Annotated in this window: 17 protein-coding genes; 11 read left to right on the forward strand and 6 right to left on the reverse strand. The window is 43.8% G+C overall.

Annotation, left to right across the window (positions count from 1 at the left end; all coding sequences use genetic code 11):
* Positions 1-18: 18 nt before the first annotated feature.
* Both serS and QUB26_RS04980 read right to left on the reverse strand, forming a co-directional pair.
* The gene (serS, locus tag QUB26_RS04975) at positions 19-1,299 is read right to left on the reverse strand and encodes a serine--tRNA ligase (protein ID WP_333237381.1); all 1,281 of its coding nucleotides are present in this window, start codon (positions 1,297-1,299) and stop codon (positions 19-21) included.
* Between the two features lie 368 nt (positions 1,300-1,667).
* Entirely contained in the window at positions 1,668-2,276 is a 609-nt protein-coding gene (locus tag QUB26_RS04980; RefSeq protein WP_333316997.1) for an iron uptake porin, read from the reverse strand.
* A 245-nt stretch (positions 2,277-2,521) separates the two neighbouring features.
* Here QUB26_RS04980 and QUB26_RS04985 point away from each other — a divergent pair, with 245 nt between their 5' ends.
* On the forward strand, positions 2,522-4,813 hold the full coding sequence (locus QUB26_RS04985; RefSeq protein ID WP_333316999.1) for a DEAD/DEAH box helicase family protein: 2,292 nt from the start codon (positions 2,522-2,524) through the stop codon (positions 4,811-4,813).
* A gap of 463 nt (positions 4,814-5,276) precedes the next feature.
* On the opposite strand, the gene QUB26_RS04990 is transcribed toward QUB26_RS04985, so the two are convergent.
* A complete protein-coding gene (locus QUB26_RS04990; RefSeq protein WP_333317001.1) occupies positions 5,277-5,405 on the reverse strand; it encodes a hypothetical protein in 129 nt (42 codons plus the stop codon).
* A gap of 858 nt (positions 5,406-6,263) precedes the next feature.
* Here QUB26_RS04990 and QUB26_RS04995 point away from each other — a divergent pair.
* Both QUB26_RS04995 and QUB26_RS05000 read left to right on the forward strand, forming a co-directional pair.
* Positions 6,264-7,454, forward strand: a complete 1,191-nt coding sequence (locus tag QUB26_RS04995; protein WP_333317003.1) for a glycosyltransferase family 4 protein — start codon at positions 6,264-6,266, stop codon at positions 7,452-7,454.
* A 106-nt stretch (positions 7,455-7,560) separates the two neighbouring features.
* Positions 7,561-7,941, forward strand: a complete 381-nt coding sequence (locus QUB26_RS05000) for a hypothetical protein (protein WP_333248549.1) — start codon at positions 7,561-7,563, stop codon at positions 7,939-7,941.
* 95 nt (positions 7,942-8,036) lie between these two features.
* On the opposite strand, the gene QUB26_RS05005 is transcribed toward QUB26_RS05000, so the two are convergent.
* Entirely contained in the window at positions 8,037-8,285 is a 249-nt protein-coding gene (locus QUB26_RS05005) for a chlororespiratory reduction protein 7 (protein WP_333317005.1), read from the reverse strand.
* 298 nt (positions 8,286-8,583) lie between these two features.
* Here QUB26_RS05005 and sir point away from each other — a divergent pair, with 298 nt between their 5' ends.
* The 7 genes from sir to QUB26_RS05040 all read left to right on the forward strand — a co-directional run bounded on the left by sir (position 8,584) and on the right by QUB26_RS05040 (position 13,640).
* Positions 8,584-10,575: a sulfite reductase, ferredoxin dependent gene (sir, locus tag QUB26_RS05010; RefSeq protein WP_333317007.1), complete on the forward strand. Its 1,992-nt coding sequence runs from the start codon at positions 8,584-8,586 to the stop codon at positions 10,573-10,575.
* 240 nt (positions 10,576-10,815) lie between these two features.
* Positions 10,816-11,631, forward strand: coding sequence for a 16S rRNA (uracil(1498)-N(3))-methyltransferase (locus QUB26_RS05015; RefSeq protein ID WP_333317009.1), 816 nt, complete (start codon positions 10,816-10,818; stop codon positions 11,629-11,631).
* An 80-nt stretch (positions 11,632-11,711) separates the two neighbouring features.
* The gene (locus QUB26_RS05020) at positions 11,712-11,942 is read left to right on the forward strand and encodes a hypothetical protein (protein ID WP_333248557.1); all 231 of its coding nucleotides are present in this window, start codon (positions 11,712-11,714) and stop codon (positions 11,940-11,942) included.
* The gene (locus tag QUB26_RS05025; RefSeq protein WP_333231359.1) at positions 11,932-12,279 is read left to right on the forward strand and encodes a type II toxin-antitoxin system PemK/MazF family toxin; all 348 of its coding nucleotides are present in this window, start codon (positions 11,932-11,934) and stop codon (positions 12,277-12,279) included. The genes QUB26_RS05020 and QUB26_RS05025 overlap by 11 nt, the downstream gene beginning before the upstream one ends.
* 106 nt (positions 12,280-12,385) lie before the next feature.
* Positions 12,386-12,826 (forward strand): lysozyme inhibitor LprI family protein, encoded by a 441-nt coding sequence (locus QUB26_RS05030; RefSeq protein ID WP_333237355.1) that lies wholly within the window; start codon positions 12,386-12,388, stop codon positions 12,824-12,826.
* A 53-nt stretch (positions 12,827-12,879) separates the two neighbouring features.
* Complete coding sequence (locus QUB26_RS05035; RefSeq protein WP_333317011.1) at positions 12,880-13,350, forward strand: hypothetical protein; 471 nt, start codon at positions 12,880-12,882, stop codon at positions 13,348-13,350.
* 68 nt (positions 13,351-13,418) lie between these two features.
* Complete coding sequence (locus QUB26_RS05040; protein WP_333237351.1) at positions 13,419-13,640, forward strand: hypothetical protein; 222 nt, start codon at positions 13,419-13,421, stop codon at positions 13,638-13,640.
* A gap of 18 nt (positions 13,641-13,658) precedes the next feature.
* Here the strand turns inward: QUB26_RS05040 and QUB26_RS05045 are convergent, their stop codons facing one another.
* Both QUB26_RS05045 and QUB26_RS05050 read right to left on the reverse strand, forming a co-directional pair.
* Entirely contained in the window at positions 13,659-13,883 is a 225-nt protein-coding gene (locus tag QUB26_RS05045; RefSeq protein ID WP_333237349.1) for a YgiT-type zinc finger protein, read from the reverse strand.
* Complete coding sequence (locus QUB26_RS05050; RefSeq protein WP_333248563.1) at positions 13,873-14,196, reverse strand: DUF4258 domain-containing protein; 324 nt, start codon at positions 14,194-14,196, stop codon at positions 13,873-13,875. The genes QUB26_RS05045 and QUB26_RS05050 overlap by 11 nt, the downstream gene beginning before the upstream one ends.
* A 320-nt stretch (positions 14,197-14,516) precedes the next feature.
* Between QUB26_RS05050 and QUB26_RS05055 the strand changes: the two genes are divergently transcribed.
* Complete coding sequence (locus QUB26_RS05055) at positions 14,517-15,674, forward strand: tetratricopeptide repeat protein (RefSeq protein ID WP_333237345.1); 1,158 nt, start codon at positions 14,517-14,519, stop codon at positions 15,672-15,674.
* Positions 15,675-15,738 lie beyond the last annotated feature (64 nt).

Below are 15,738 nucleotides of genomic sequence, written 5' to 3' on the forward strand. Positions count from 1 at the left end.
ATCGCCGAATCATCTTGTCTATAAAACTTCTCGTCCCAAATACGGTTGTAAGGGTTCCGGCACTTTTACAGTTCCGTCGGGCTGCTGGTAATTCTCCAAAATTGCTGCCATTGTCCGGCCCACAGCTAAACCGGAACCGTTCAGCGCGTGAACGAATTGAGTGCCTTTTTTACCCGCTTCTTTAAAGCGAATATTGGCCCGCCGCGCCTGAAAATCTGCGACGTTGGAACAACTGGAAATCTCGCGGTATTTGCCAGCAGATGGCAGCCACACCTCTAAATCGTAGGTTTTGGCTGCGGCGAAACCTAAGTCGCCGGTACACAGCGCGATCGCCCGATAAGGCAATTTCAGCGCCTGCAAAACTCCCTCAGCATCCTGCACTAACTTTTCGTGCTCTGCCTCGGAGGTACTCGGATGCACAAGTTTTACCAATTCAACTTTATTAAATTGGTGCAATCGAATTAATCCCCGCGTATCTTTGCCGTAACTGCCAGCTTCCCGGCGAAAACAAGGAGTGTAAGAACAGTGATAAATTGGCAACTGTTCTGCTGTCAAAATTTCACCTCTGTACAAATTGACAACCGGAACTTCGGAAGTAGGAATTAACCACAAATCATCTTGGTCGCACTTGAAACTTTCTTCAGCAAATTTGGGTAATTGACCCGTAGCTGTGAGGGATTCAGTGTTAACTAAAAATGGGGGAATTACTTCTACATAACCTGCTTTTGTGTGGCGATCGAGCATGAATTGAATAATCGCTCTTTCCAGGGCGGCACCAGCTCCCATTAAGCTGACAAAGCGGGGCTGAGCGATTTTTACTGCCCGTTCAAAGTTGATAATTCCTAATTTTTCGCCGATTTCCCAGTGCGGTAAAATACCGGAATTTTGGGGAATGTATTCGTCTCCCCAGCGCCGGATTTCGACGTTTTCTTCTTCATTTTTGCCGATCGGCGTTGAGGAACCAGGCAAGTTTGGCAGCGGCAGCAATAAAGCTTCTATTTGAGCTTTTAGCTCTTTTTCCTGTGCTTGCAGTTCGTTCGACTCGGTGCCGACGGCGTTGCCTTCTGCCTGCAGTTCCTGAATTTCGGGAGATTCGAGGGGTAAACCCGATTTTCTTTTTTGGCCGATGAGTTTGGCAATTTCGTTGCTGCGGGCTTGTAGTTGCGATCGCTTGCCTTCCAACTCCCGCTGCTGTTTGTCTAATTGCAAAATCGGCTCGATTTCATAGTTACCTCCGCGCAGGTTGAGGCTTTCTTGCACGGCTTGCGGGTTGTCTCGGATTAATTTTAGGTCTAGCACAGATTTATTCTAAATCTTAAATTTTAGAGCGGCTGGGACAGAACGAGATGATATAAAAGCTTTGTTAATCATTGGCATATTAAATCATAACTTATTCTGACTTGAAATCCTCGTTGGGTGTCACCCCTGAAGGGTGACACCCCACAAATGTATGTTATAGTTGCAAATATTAGTAGATGCACCCTGATAATTTTCTACCCCAGCCAGCGATGGTAGGGGTTTTTTGTTGTGTGGCATGGAATAGAAGCCCTGGATGCACTATTAGTCTAAAAAACCCAGTTTCTCGCGATTATCGTCTCAAATGAGGCAATTACGTCAAGAAACTGGGTTTTTGTGTCCTGGACTAGGTTACTAAAATATCTTTCCGCTTAAAAGTTAAAGCCAGTGCGAAGCAACCAAACCCATTGAGTGTCGTTGCGGCTGTCATTCTCAGGATTAACAACGGCCCAAACACCAGGGGTGATGGAAATGTTGTCGTTGACCTGAAAGCGATAGAAAGCTTCAATGTGATAGGAAGTATCTCGCTCGCGGCGCACATTACTGCTCGTCACGCGACCTGGTAAACCCACTAAAATCCCCGGTAGATTGCCTTCACCTCCCACATCTGGGAAACTTACCCCGATCGCTGCATACACAATATCGGCGCGATCGTCCCCGTCAACATTTAGCAAAACCACGCCACCTCTACCATCAGAAACGCTGCTAACACCGGAATTTTCTGCATTGGCGCGAGTATAAACGCCCCAACCGTGAACTTGCAAGCGGGGAGCAAGGCGGTAGAATCCTTGTACGCCTACAGAATCGCTGGATGTAGCAATATTGTCCCCAAACGGTCGCGCAGCCAGAAAACTACCCGTACCGCCTGTGAGATCGACTTTACCGCTTGGTGTAAAGGTACGAGAATAGGCTACGCCAATCTTACTTTTCCCGTTAAGTATGATTTTTAGCCTTGAGCCAACCTTGGCAAAGAAGCGCAAACTTGAAAAGATGATTGTTGAGGCGATCGCATTGACCTTGTAATAAAAGCTGCGGTAATTTTACATTAAAATAGGAATTAAACCTCAGTTGCGTGATAATACATAGCTATACTGCTTGTTCTGTCGGGGGAGGTGCAGTCGAAAGCTTATCTGTCATTATCCAGAGTTCACCTACTTTGGAGTTATCGATAGAGCAGCAATCGGACAAGCCACAAATTTAAAGTTATCTTCAGTTTTCCCTTACTATGCAAACTATTCAAGTTGAATACTCAGGTCAAATCCAAGTTAATAAAGGCAAAAATCCTAGAGAACTTTACGCCCATCAAAATGAGGCAATTAAGGCACTGGATCAGAAAAATACGTCTCCTTTTGAGGGTTTGTTGGTTTTGCCTACGGGTGGTGGAAAAACGTTAACAGCCGTTCATTGGTTACTACGCAATTTTATCGATAAGCGACAAAAAGTTCTGTGGATTGCTCATCGACATGAGCTACTTGATCAAGCGTTTGAAACCTTAAAATTTAGTGCTTACCCATCCTTACTAAGTGATACTGAAAGATTCAAATATCGCGTAATTTCTGGCCATGACAAGCACGATCGCCCTGTTAACATCCAACCGACTGATGATATTATCATTGCCAGCAAAGATAGTTTAAACAGTGGGCTGAATTACCTCATAAATAATTGGGTTAATCATTCTAATGAGATACTTTTAGTAGTGGATGAAGCCCATCATGCAACAGCAAAGACTTATCGAAAATTAATTGACAGCATTAAGCAAAACTTTAAAGATAGAGGAAAAGCAGATGGTTTCAGAATGTTAGGGTTGACAGCAACTCCATTCAGAACAGATAAAAGTGAGCAAGGTTTGCTTAAAAAAGTTTTTCCCGATGACATTATCTTTTCAGAACACTTGAGGACGCTCATTACAAGAGGAATTCTTGCAGAACCAATTTTCGAGAACTTAAAGACAGAGCTAGATTTCTATCGAGAATTAACAGACAAAGATATTAGATCAATTGAGGACTTCGACAAATTACCTAAGAAGGTTGCCGAAAAAATTGCGATGTCGAGTATCCGCAATAAACGGATTGTCGATCACTATGTTGAGAACCGAGAAAAGTATAAGCCCCTTCTGGTTTTCGCAGTTGACATCCAACACGCGATCGCATTAAACGGATTATTTAAAAAACGAGGAATTAACTCTGACTTCGTGGCATCAAAAATCATAGACGAAGGCACGGGATCTACAATTTCTGTAAAAGAAAATTCAGAAAAAATCAAGCGCTTCAGGGCAGGAAAACTCGAAGTTCTCATAAACGTAGAAATGTTGACCGAAGGAACTGATTTGCCTAATGTTCAAACAGTTTTTCTGACACGCCCAACTACTTCTACACTTTTAATGACCCAAATGATTGGTAGGGCTTTGCGCGGACAGAAAGCAGGAGGTACAGAAAAAGCCTATGTTGTAAGCTTCATCGATAATTGGGAAGATAAAATTAACTGGGTTAATCCTGAAAAATTGACTGATATTGATGGCGCTGAGTTTGTTGATAGAGATATCGAGACAATGAAGAGAATTGCTCGACTCATCTCAATTGAAAAGATAGAAGAGTTTGCCCGTATAATGGATGATTCCATCGACACTACTGCTTTAGAAAAACTAGATTTTCTGAGGCGGGTTCCTGTTGGAATTTATCGCTTTTCTATTCTTGAATCTTCTGAGTCTGCTGAACCAGTGTCTAGAAACGCTGAACCAGTGTCTAGAAACTATGATGTACTTTTATATAACGGCACTGAGGAAGCCTATGATAGTTTTGTTAATGACCTAGATGCTGTATTTAAGAGTGTAAATATCCAAAATAGAGAAGTCTTGACTGACGAGGAGCTGGAATATTTACTGCAACTAACGAAGAACCTCTACTTCCCAGACTATCCTTTCCTGCTTGGATACAGAGATGATGATGTTAAAAATATTTTACGCTTCTATGCTCAAAAGGAGATGGAGCCAGAGTTCATCGCTTTTAGTGAGCGTAGAAAGTGTGATTTGTCAATTGTGGCAAGACATATCTACGAGAATGATTTAACACGGAAGCAGGAGGCTGAATATCTTACATCGCTATGGAATGACGGTAAATCCTTTTGGCAGGTTTTATTTGGATATAATTACCTTGATTTTAAGAAACAGGTAGACATTGAAATCAACAAGCTATCTGGAGTTTACCCAGATTTAACAGTTACCCCGCCCATTGTAATTCCTGATACAGTTCCATTAGAAAGCCTTTCACTTGTGGAAATCCGAGAGCGTGATCCAGCAGAGTATCGGGATATTAAGGATGCTGTCTTTGCCAAGTATACTGACGGGAAAGGATTCATCGTCTGTGCCTCTAGTGGGTTTAAGAGCCAGATGCGAAGAGATTTTCAAATTGACCACATTATACCAATGTCAGAAGGTGGTTTAACTACATTGGAAAATCTCCAAGTGTTGTCGGGCAAAGCACACGCAGAAAAAACTCGGTTGGATAATCTAAAAAGGTAGTGAGTCGCAAAGCTTGAACGAATCCGCAGTATAACAATTCGCTTGGAGCAGACTGCTGAAAGATATTGGTACTGAGTTCAAGGTTACTTGCAGCCGCTCAAACGAACCGTTATGCCGAATCGATAAGTCCATTAAGATTATCTATTTCAGTTCCAGATTAGGCAAGCGAATATACTAGACTTCGTTGTTGAGTTCGGAGAGATTATTGGCGATCGCCCTCTAAAACACATCAAATCATTTGAGAATATTTGCTGATGAGTGAAATAGCGATCGTCTATAGCAAACTTTAACGGTCAAGTCATCGACATTTCCTGCTTGCCAAAGTGGTTCGCAGATCGCATTTTCACGATCTATGATGGCTTGCTAATAGTTGCGCTTCTGGGCGTTGCTTAATCAGGGTATGAAAAAAAATCTCTTTAAAATCCAAAAGCTTTGTGGATACTGGTTTATATGAGGGTTCTATTTAGCTTTTCATACCGTAAATCAGCAACGCCAAAAGACTGAGTGCGATCGTTACTCGTTTCACCTCAAACTCCAATGAATTCTCGTTTTGAGAGAGTCGCTCGTAAATATGACATTGCCAACCTAACATTAGCTTTGGTCAGGTTTAAGCTCGAATACCTAATGTTTTAGGTTATCGGCTTTTCTTCGTACATGATTAGACGAGATTTTGTTTATTTTATGCTCGGAAAACTTTTTCGCTCGGCTCGATAGACTACTTTGGTAAACGGAAAAGATATGAATATTCATCTCTCTCCTTGATGCCAAAAAAAATCAACGATTTGGATTATTTTAAATGCTTTATAGGCATTTTTTATGTCTGAGAAAGTTTTAAGAGATTATTTTCGACAAAATCTTTCAGAAATTGCTTTGAAAACCTGGCAGAGTCATATTGAATTTAACTCTCTATGTTGCTGATGATAACAGTTCAATACTGGCTCGATATCTATCTTTGGATAGACCATACTTCTATCAAAAACTAAAGATGCGATCGCCTCGCTTGGCACCGATATGCTAATCCTCGGTCTGGTCGGACGCGACGCACCAACTCCATAAATCTTAAATTTTACTTGAGGTAGGATATTGTAAAAAATCATTAAGTTTACAGTTAATAACGGTATCTCATAGTAAACTGAAAGCAAAGCTTCGCGCTCACCCATGCAGCCCGTTAAAAAGCCCTAGTTAGAAAGCAGAGCGCCGCTCAAAACCAACGGTGAGAGTAGGAAAGTCAAATATTTGCCTGTAAAACCTGCAACTACAGTCATCTTGACATGGTTTAAAAGCTCTGGACAATGGCGATCGCCGGGATTGGCAAAATCACTATAGCAATCCTTGCAGGAGTCGTAAATTTTTTACCCCACCCCAACCCTCCCCTTAGTAAGGGGAGGGAGTAAGAAATTCACAGATGATTTAGGATTGCTATATACTGCAATAATTGTCTGCGCTGTCAATGCCTAAATCTGAGATGCGATCGACAAATCACCTATTCTGTTTCCTAGAAATATTTGCCAGCGAAGGCGGTATTCAATCCTACGTTCAAGACATTTTCAAAGCTTACGTGTCCATAACCGCAGGGAAAAAGTCGCCGCCGCAAGCTGAAGTTTTGCTGTTGCGAGATTCCGAAGACTGCAACAATCCTTACGAGTCAAAAAATCTGAAATTTTATTACCTCAAAACTCAGCGTCCCTGGTTGGGCCGTTTTAAGTTTGCTACAATATTACTAACTCGCTTGCTGCAACAACGACCGAAACGGGTTTTTTGCGGTCACATCAAACTCGCACCGCTAATTCAAATTCTGTGCGAACCATTGGGAATTCCCTACACAATTTTAACTTATGGGAAGGAAGTGTGGGAACCGCTTCCGCCCAAATATCAAACAGCAATGAGACAAGCTGACAGTATTTGGACTATTAGCAGGTACACGCGCGATTCCCTACGGGATAGCTTCGCCGCGCGTACTTGCGAAATTAACAACTTAAATCCCGAAAAATTCCAAATAGTGCCTTGTACTGTAGATGAAAATATATTTACCACGGGGCCGAAGCCACAGGATTTATTAGAGCAATACAATTTGGTTGGTGCTAAAATATTGATGACTGTAGCCAGATTGCGATCGACAGATAGTTACAAAGGTGTCGATGTCACCATTCAAGCTTTGCCACAAATAGCAAAAACTTTTCCGAATGTGAAATACTTAGTTATTGGCAGAGGAGACGATCGACCTAGATTAGTCAAACTTGCTGAAGATTTGGGAGTTACCGAAAGAGTAATATTTGCCGGTTTTGTAGCGACAGAAAATTTACCAGCACATTACCAGTTGGCCGATGCTTATGTAATGCCCTCCCAGGAAGGGTTCGGTATAGTTTATTTGGAAGCGCTGGCTTGCGGAGTACCCGTACTCGCGGGGGACGCGGACGGGTCGGCAGATCCGCTGCAAGATGATAAACTGGGATGGCGAGTTCCTCACCGAGATTCAGCAGCAGTAGCGGTTGCTTGTGTGGAAATGCTGCGAGGAGAGGATAAAAGGTGCGATCGCCACTGGTTGAGGGAACAAACCCTGGCCAAATTTAGTTTTGAATCCCTTTGTCAATCCTTACAAGGAATTTTTCAACCCTCTGATTCAGATAAACTTATGCCGTAGAGAGCGGTTTCTGGGTGTACAATGGGAAAATTAACTCGATCGACCGCCGGAATTTCTGAGTAGGATAGAGTTATGCCTACCTGCAAAGACACCCAAGGAGACCACAGTGAACCAAGGCACCCCCAAAATATCTTTCAAGCTACCCCGTATTAGTAATTGGCTGATACTGCTGGGCATCGCGTATTTGTTGGTGTCTATTGGTTTGGGTTGGATAGTTAAATCAGTGTTGATTTTAGTAGCTTTTTTGGTGCTGACGCCTGTGGTCGCATTTTTCGCGCTTCAGTTGTGGCTGAAAAGCAATTTAATTACGGACAATTGTCCCGTTTGTCAATACGAATTTACAGCTTTAAATCAAACTCAGCTTCAGTGTGCCAACTGTGGCGAACCTCTGAAAATAGAGGAAGGTCATTTTAGTCGCTTGACACCGCCCGGTACGATCGATGTTACCGCAGTAGAAGTATCATCGGTTCAACAGTTAGAAGATTAACCGATTTTAGATTTTAGATTTGGGATTTTAGATTGGAGAATTGTTGAATGTTAACTGCTAACGGCTAACTGTATTACCAATTCCCATCCCTAAAATTACTTTTCCAAGCGCACTGCATACCACTGCAAAAATTTTCCAGCCCCGACATCTAATTCACAATAAGTATTAATTAAATACTTGGCTTGAGCTTCCACGCCCGATATTTTATTCACGTCCTGCGGCAAATCTTCGTGTTTCTCGGTTAAGACGGCTTTCAGCTTTTCTAACAGTTCCGCCGCAGTCAAAAACTGCTCTGGCTGGTTTGTTTCTAACACCACAAAAGTGTCTTCGTCATACAGTGACATAGTTTCAAAGGTTGAGGTTAATTATTTCTAAAGTTTCGTACACTTAAGCGATCGAAAGTATAAACTCTTAATTACAATTTTTCAGCCCCGGCTCGATCGTGTTACAATTGAACAACATCAGAATTCCTAGCGGATTACCGTTATTAACTTACTTGTTAACTTACTTGTTAACCGAGTTGTCAACAGATCCGACACAGCATTTCTGAGGAGATTTGTCAAGTGCAAATTTGTCAAGTGTCAAATTGTCAAGAAATATTCGATCGGCTGTATCTAATTATAACTGGCACTATACATTCCCATGATCACATCTTCCACTTCAACCCCAGTTGCGCGCAAACCCTCTAAATCAGAAGGTCTCAAAGAACGCAGCAACTATTTACGAGAACCCGTTGCGACTGAATTGTTACAAGAAACTACCCACTTCACCGAAGAGGGGATTCAGATTCTCAAATTTCACGGCTCGTACCAGCAAGACAACCGCGACAATCGAGTTAAAGGACAAGAAAAAGACTATCAGTTCATGCTCCGCACCCGCAATCCCGGCGGGTTCACTCCGCCGCAATTATACCTAGCCTTAGACAAGCTATCTGAAGAATACGGCAACCACACGCTCCGCGTCACAACGCGCCAAGGTTTCCAACTGCACGGCGTGTTGAAAAAAAATCTTAAAGTAGTGTTTTCCTCAATTATTAAAAATATGGGGTCAACCTTGGGAGCTTGCGGCGACTTGAACCGCAACGTCATGGCACCGCCAGCACCATACAAAAATCGCCCAGAATACCAGTATGCGCTGCAATACGCCAACAATGTCGCCGATTTGCTGACACCGCAAACCGGTGCTTATTACGAAATTTGGTTGGACGGCGAAAAAGCTGTTTCAGCCGAGGAAGACCCCGCAGTCAAGGCCGCGAGACAGAAAAACGGCAACGGCACAATCTTTAGCGACGACAAAGAAGAACCGATTTACGGCAGCCATTATATGCCGCGCAAGTTCAAGTGTTCCGTTACCGTGCCGGGAGACAATTCAATTGACTTGTACTCTCAGGATTTGAGCTTGGTGGTAATTACCAATGAAGCTGGCGAGTTGCAAGGTTTTGACGTGTTTGCTGGCGGCGGTTTGGGCCGTACTCACAACAAAGAAGAGACTTTTGCGCGGGTTGCGGATGAGATTTGCTATGTGGCCAAGGACGATGTTTACGATTTGGTCAAGGCAATTGTAGCAACCCAGAGAGATTACGGCGATCGCACAGACAGACGGCACGCGCGGCTGAAGTACCTGATTAACGACAAAGGCGTACAGTGGTTCCGCGAAAAAGTAGCCGAATATTTTGGCAAGCCACTAGAAGCCTTTAAACCGCTGCCAGAGTGGAAGTATTTGGATTTCTTGGGCTGGCACGAACAAGGAGACGGCAAGCTGTTTGTCGGCATTTCTGTGGATAATGGCCGGATCAAGGATGAAGGTTCATTTCAGCTAAAAACAGCTTTGCGGGAAATCGTGCAGAAGTACAACTTGCCGATACTGGCGACACCGCACCAAAACGTGCTGATTTACGATGTTTCGCCGGATATCAAACAGGAAATTCAGGGAATACTCGATCGATGCGGCATTCAGCGAGAAACTGATCTCGACCCATTGGTGCGCTATGGGATGGCTTGTCCAGCAATGCCGACTTGCGGGTTAGCGATTACCGAGTCTGAGCGCGTGATTCCCAGCATTTTAGAGCGAATTCGCGCACTTTTGACCAAAGTTGGCTTGGCAGACGAGCATTTTGTGGTGCGGATGACGGGTTGCCCAAATGGATGCGCCCGCCCTTATATGGCAGAATTGGGGTTTGTCGGGAGTTCGCCGGAATCCTACCAGATTTGGCTGGGCGGTTCTCCCGACCAAACGCGGCTGGCAAAACCCATTGAGGAAAAGCTGCACGTCAAGGATTTTGAAGCTTTTCTGGAGCCGATTTTTGTTTATTTCAAGCAAAAACGGCAACTGAGCGAGAGTTTTGGCAATTTTTGCGATCGCGTCGGGTTAGAATCTATCCGTCAATTTGTAACCAACTACCAATCTGCTGACTCGATGACAACTGAGATAAATGAATTAGAAGTTACGTCTAGTAACGGCGATGAAAACGAGACTGCCACTGCTGGCGGTGGCAAAGTCCGCCGTCGAATTAGCGTCCGCGATGAAATCTACAACGAGCTCAAGGAAGAAGCAGCCCGTCAGGGCAAGCCGATTACGCAGCTAGCTACAGAAGCGATTTCCACTTATTTAAAGAAGATTAAGGAGGAAGGATAAGCCGATTTTCGATAGTATTCAATAGACTTCTGGCAACAGCAATATAAAGGCAGAGCATTTGCAGAAAAAACTTGAATTTGTAAAATAATTCCGGTTGTAGATGCTTTGCCTTTATAGTTTTTTGAACAGTTGAAACCCCGCCTGCCTATCTCCTCTCATTCTCTCTTCCTCTGCGTTCTCTGCGTTCTCTGCGGTTAAATAAAAAAAATCTCTAATAGAAAACGAACAATCCCCAATTCAATGCCTCAACTACAAAGATTAGCAGTTACAGCAGCTCAAATTTGCGATCGCCAAATCGACCTAACTAGAGAACAGCAGCATTATTTAAATCGAGTGCTACGTTTGCAAGCGGGCGATCGATTTATTGCGATGGACGGGCGAGGGCATTGGTGGTTAGCAGTCCTAGAAGTACGGGAAACCGGGTTATTTGCCTCGATAGCAGAGGAGATTGCTGTGAACAGGGAGCTACCCGTGGAAGTAACTTTGATGGCGGCATTGCCCAAGGGAAACGGTTTTGACGAGGTTGTGAGGCAGGCGACGGAGTTGGGTGTGGCAAGTATTGTGCCGGTAACGAGCGATCGAACTTTGCTCAAACCAAGTGCTCAGAAAGTCGATCGGTGGAGAAGAATTGCTGCGGAGGCGGCGGAACAGTCGGAACGTCAACTTGTGCCGACGATTTTAGATCCTATTTCGTTTGATTTTGCTGTGAAAAATTGCGGTCAAAAATATCGATATATCTGTGTGGCTCGCGGGGAGAATCGGCATTTGTGGGATTGTTTGTTGGGTAATTTAGAACCCCCCCAGCCCCCCTTGGTAAGGGGGGAGCAAGAATTAGAACCCCATTTTGTAGGGGCGGTGCCCCCGTGCCCGCCCCCTGGGGGAGAATTATCGATTGTCATAGCTATTGGCCCGGAGGGTGGATGGACTGAGGGTGAGGTGGAAAGGGCGATCGAATTGGGTTTTGAAGCTGTTTCTTTGGGGAGTAGAATTCTGAGAGCGGTGACAGCTCCGATTGTGGCTTTGTCTTTAGTTGGCGCGGCCTTTGAGAAGTGCTAATATCCACCAAGCCGATCGGAGACTTGATGGGTTTGGCGATCGCAGCTAAAATGTAAATAGATAATTATCATAGGAGTAATATGTTACAGTCAGTAGAGGGGATATACCGAAATGGCAAAATTGAGTTATTGGAAATGCCTGCCGACATAGAAGAAGCGCAAGTTATTGTTACTTTTATGCCAAAATTAGGGTTAGTAAACTTGCAATCTCGCGGTATCAACCAGGAACAAGCCGCCGATTTACGGGTTCGGTTGAGTAGATTTGCTCCTGATTGGGAACTACCGGAGATGGATGCTTACGATGCCTTATAGTCGCGGTGATGTGGTTTTGGTTTTGTTTCCCAGCTCGGATTTGCGTACTGCGAAACGCCGTCCAGCTTTGATAGTTCAAGCTAATAATCTGGGGACTGGTTTAGGGCAAACAATTACGGCAATGATTACTAGCAACTTAGCCCGTTCAGGACACCCAAGCCGGGTTTTTGTTTCCCTAGCAACACCGGAAGGGCAGCAAACGGGATTGCTAGCTGACTCGGTAATTATGACAGACAATCTTGTGACGCTTCTAGAAGTTGAAATCGATCGCAAAATTGGTATTTTGTCGGATATGGTGGCAGTGGATGCAGCACTCAAGCACACTTTTGGAATCTGATAAAAAAAGGCGTTTTAATTCAGTAAATATAAAAAAACACTTAAATTAATCAAATCAACTCTGTCTCGTGTTAAGAGGAATTATCAGATAAATGGGTTGAGGAGGAATGAAAATAGAGTTGAGGAAAGGTCGATCGCTCTTTTGGTCGATTCCCTACGGGATAGCTTCGCTTCACGCACTTTTGGCAATTTTTGGTACAACATCAGTTTCTGCACAATCTCCGAGCTTTCCCATTGCTCAACAGATTAATTGCGATCGCCCGCAAGGAGATGTGCAAGTCAGAGCTTGTATTCGGTTGAATTACGAAGCCTCGGATCAACGACTTAACGAGATTTACAAACAACTGATTTCCCAATTGAGCGGCGAAGAGCGGGCGCTACTTTCCGAAGCACAATTAGGGTGGATTCAGTTAAGAGATAAAACCTGTGAATTTGAAGTTTATAAAAATCGTGGCGGTACGGGTTATCGAGGTTTCCTCAATGAATGTTTGGATCGCATGACGAAACAGCGCACTGCGGAATTAGAAAAGTATTTAAAACAGAGATAGAATAGGAAGTACAGCGTACAATACCTGACAACAATAAATAGAAACAAGTATTTATGAAAACCCGATCGCCCTTCACCCTCACCCTCACCCTCACCATCATCTCAGCAATTGTCACCACCACCGTCCCAGCAGTTTTCGCCCAGCGACCGCCATCAGCCAACGAAATATACATCGATAAAAATTGCCAGAGCAACCAGCAACTAGCACAACTTGAAAGATTCACTATCTTTAGCAGAAACGAATTTACAACTAACGGTCAAAACTATTGGTTCTACGCCGCCCGCTATCTAGACGGATCCGTGCTTTTCTGTACCTCACAACCCAACTTCAACCAACCTAAACCTCTAACAGCAAAACAAATACAATCCCAATTTATTGACAAAATAGTCCGAGACCCCAACAACAAAACAGCCTTTATCATCGCAGTCAGAAACGGAAATGGCCCTGGTGCAACAACCACAAATTACCGCTTAGATTTGAGCAATGTCGATCGACCAAAAGTCACCTCTCTCTCTCCCTCCTAGAGCGCCGAGAAACCTTAAAAGAAGGCGAATCCCGCGAACACGCCTTCCAAGGACGCGCAGGTCAATCTATGACGATCGACCTCAAAAGCAGAGCATTCGACCACAACATAACACTGTTCGACACCAGCGGCAAAAATATTTCCCAAAAAACAGGCAACTCCCAGAATCGCCGAGAGTCTCAACTCACCGTAAAATTGCCTAGTAACGGCACTTATAAAATAGTTGTTAAAGGATGCGATCGCACAAGCAAAGGTACTTACACATTAAGCGTTAATTCCAATCAGCTTTAACTCAATTTAAACCAAGTGCTAAGCAAACTCAAAAACAGGTGTTTCAATCACCCTAATAGGCTTTCTCTCTTCCCAAATCATCTTCTGCAACTGTTCTACAGTTTCAGGTGAAAAAAAGCGCTCTCCCGTTTCCACACACACTCTAGCAGGAACATTTTCAATGATAATAAACTTACCATTGATTTCAAGGGTATAACTTACTTTTTCTTCCACCATTGTTTCTAGCCAAATATCATTGTTCATTTTGATTTATCCTTAACTTAAAATTACTCCAGATTTTCGGTTCTGGTTCGTATAAAGTAATGATTTTTACCAAAGGACGAGATGGATAACTGCACTGAACGTGCAAAGGTCTATTGCCAATGGTCAAACCGAAAATCAAACAGCTTGGGCCATATTTGTCATCGGGATACTCTTCGATAACTTCACCGGCCATTATTGCTTCCCGGAGTTCTTGTACTCTGATACGGCGAACTATGCTTTGGTTTACTGCGTGTTGTGAAAGCTCAAAATCATTTTTGACAATTTTGACACGTATTTTTTCAATGATTGTCATAGTTTCATATCATATAAGCTGTCGCGCCTGTAAATTGCATATTCAGGGCGGGCGGGACGCTAGGGCCCCTACTCCCCACAAGAGTTAGATTGTTTTTTGACAGACAACTTAAATGCAGAACAGCTTAGGCATCCTAAATCATTTGTAAATTTCTTACTCCCTCCCCTTGATAAGGGGAGGGTTGGGGTGGGGTCAAAAATTTACGACTCCTGCAAGGATTGCTATATCTATAAGTTAACACAACAGCAAAATTTTTTAACCAGTGGCGAAACCACCCAAACATCAGCCAAGATAGAAACAACGCCATTCCCCCAATCGCCATGACAGACATCAACCAAATAGTCGCCGCCCTCGATGGTAAAGAATACAAACAAGCTGCCCAACTCATCAAAAAACTACAAAAAGACTCCCCCGAAAATCCGTGGGTACAATACTATATCGCCCGCTACTACGAACTCACCAACAAGCTCGAAAAAGCCCAAACAACCTACAAACAAATACTCCGCGACATCACCAACCCCAAAATCCTCTCCCAGACCCGCCAAGCTATTCAACGGATTGAAACCGCACAACAAAACCTCCGCCAACAAGCCATAGAAACTGCTAAAAACGACCCCAGCAACCTCGAACCCGGACTCCTCATCCTCGAACCCGTGAGTCCCGAAAACAAAGCCGCAGCCGTACAAAATATCAGCAGAATATTTAAAATCGACGCCTACACAACCCGGATGCAAATCCAAAGCCGCGGCTGGAGACTCTACAAAACTGGCCCCATCGCCGAACTCCGAATTTATGGTCAAGAACTCATCAACGCCGGCATTCCCGTATTTTGGGCAACCTTAAGCGATATTCAAAAAATCCAAATCTTCCGAGTGCAACACTTCCAGTCTCTCTCTTCTCCAGCCGTTGTTTGCAAAGATAAACTCTCACGACTCGGTGCGATCGAATTTAGCTGGTCAGAAGTTACCCAAAGAGTAGAAGGCTTGTTGCCGATGTTCATCGAAGTCATGGACTACTCGCCCAACCGAAGAAAGGATCAATTTCGCCACAGAGAAATCCGGCAAGATTACGCTCAAATCTGTGACTTACACATTCCCAGCAGAAACTGCATTCTGCGAATTTGCGACCAAAGTTACGAATTTCAACAAGGAGTTGACTTCACCAAAGCTTCTGCCGATATCCCCACTTCACCGAACCCGAAAAACAAAACATCGACAGTCAAAAACTCTCAACAAATGCCTCAAAGTACCACCAGAATTAACTGGAATAACTTATTGGAAATATTCGATCGCCAGCTTGACGTTACAGTTTGGTCAGAATTTACGCCCTTTGCCGAGACAGTGCTCGATTACACTAATATGTTGAGCAAGATCGAATCTCATATAGAAGTCGAGCGCAAATCAGAAACTCCTTGGGACTCAGCTTTTCAGCTATACAGCGGATTAGCCTTCCTCAGAAACCCAGAAAATAGGGAATAGAACAAATAGTTAAAATTAAAAATGAGCAATCCCATTTTTAAATTGTTAACGCCAGCATTGGGAA

It is taken from the genome of Microcoleus sp. B4-C1 (assembly GCF_036705285.1).
Classification (GTDB): Bacteria; Cyanobacteriota; Cyanobacteriia; order Cyanobacteriales; family Microcoleaceae; genus Microcoleus.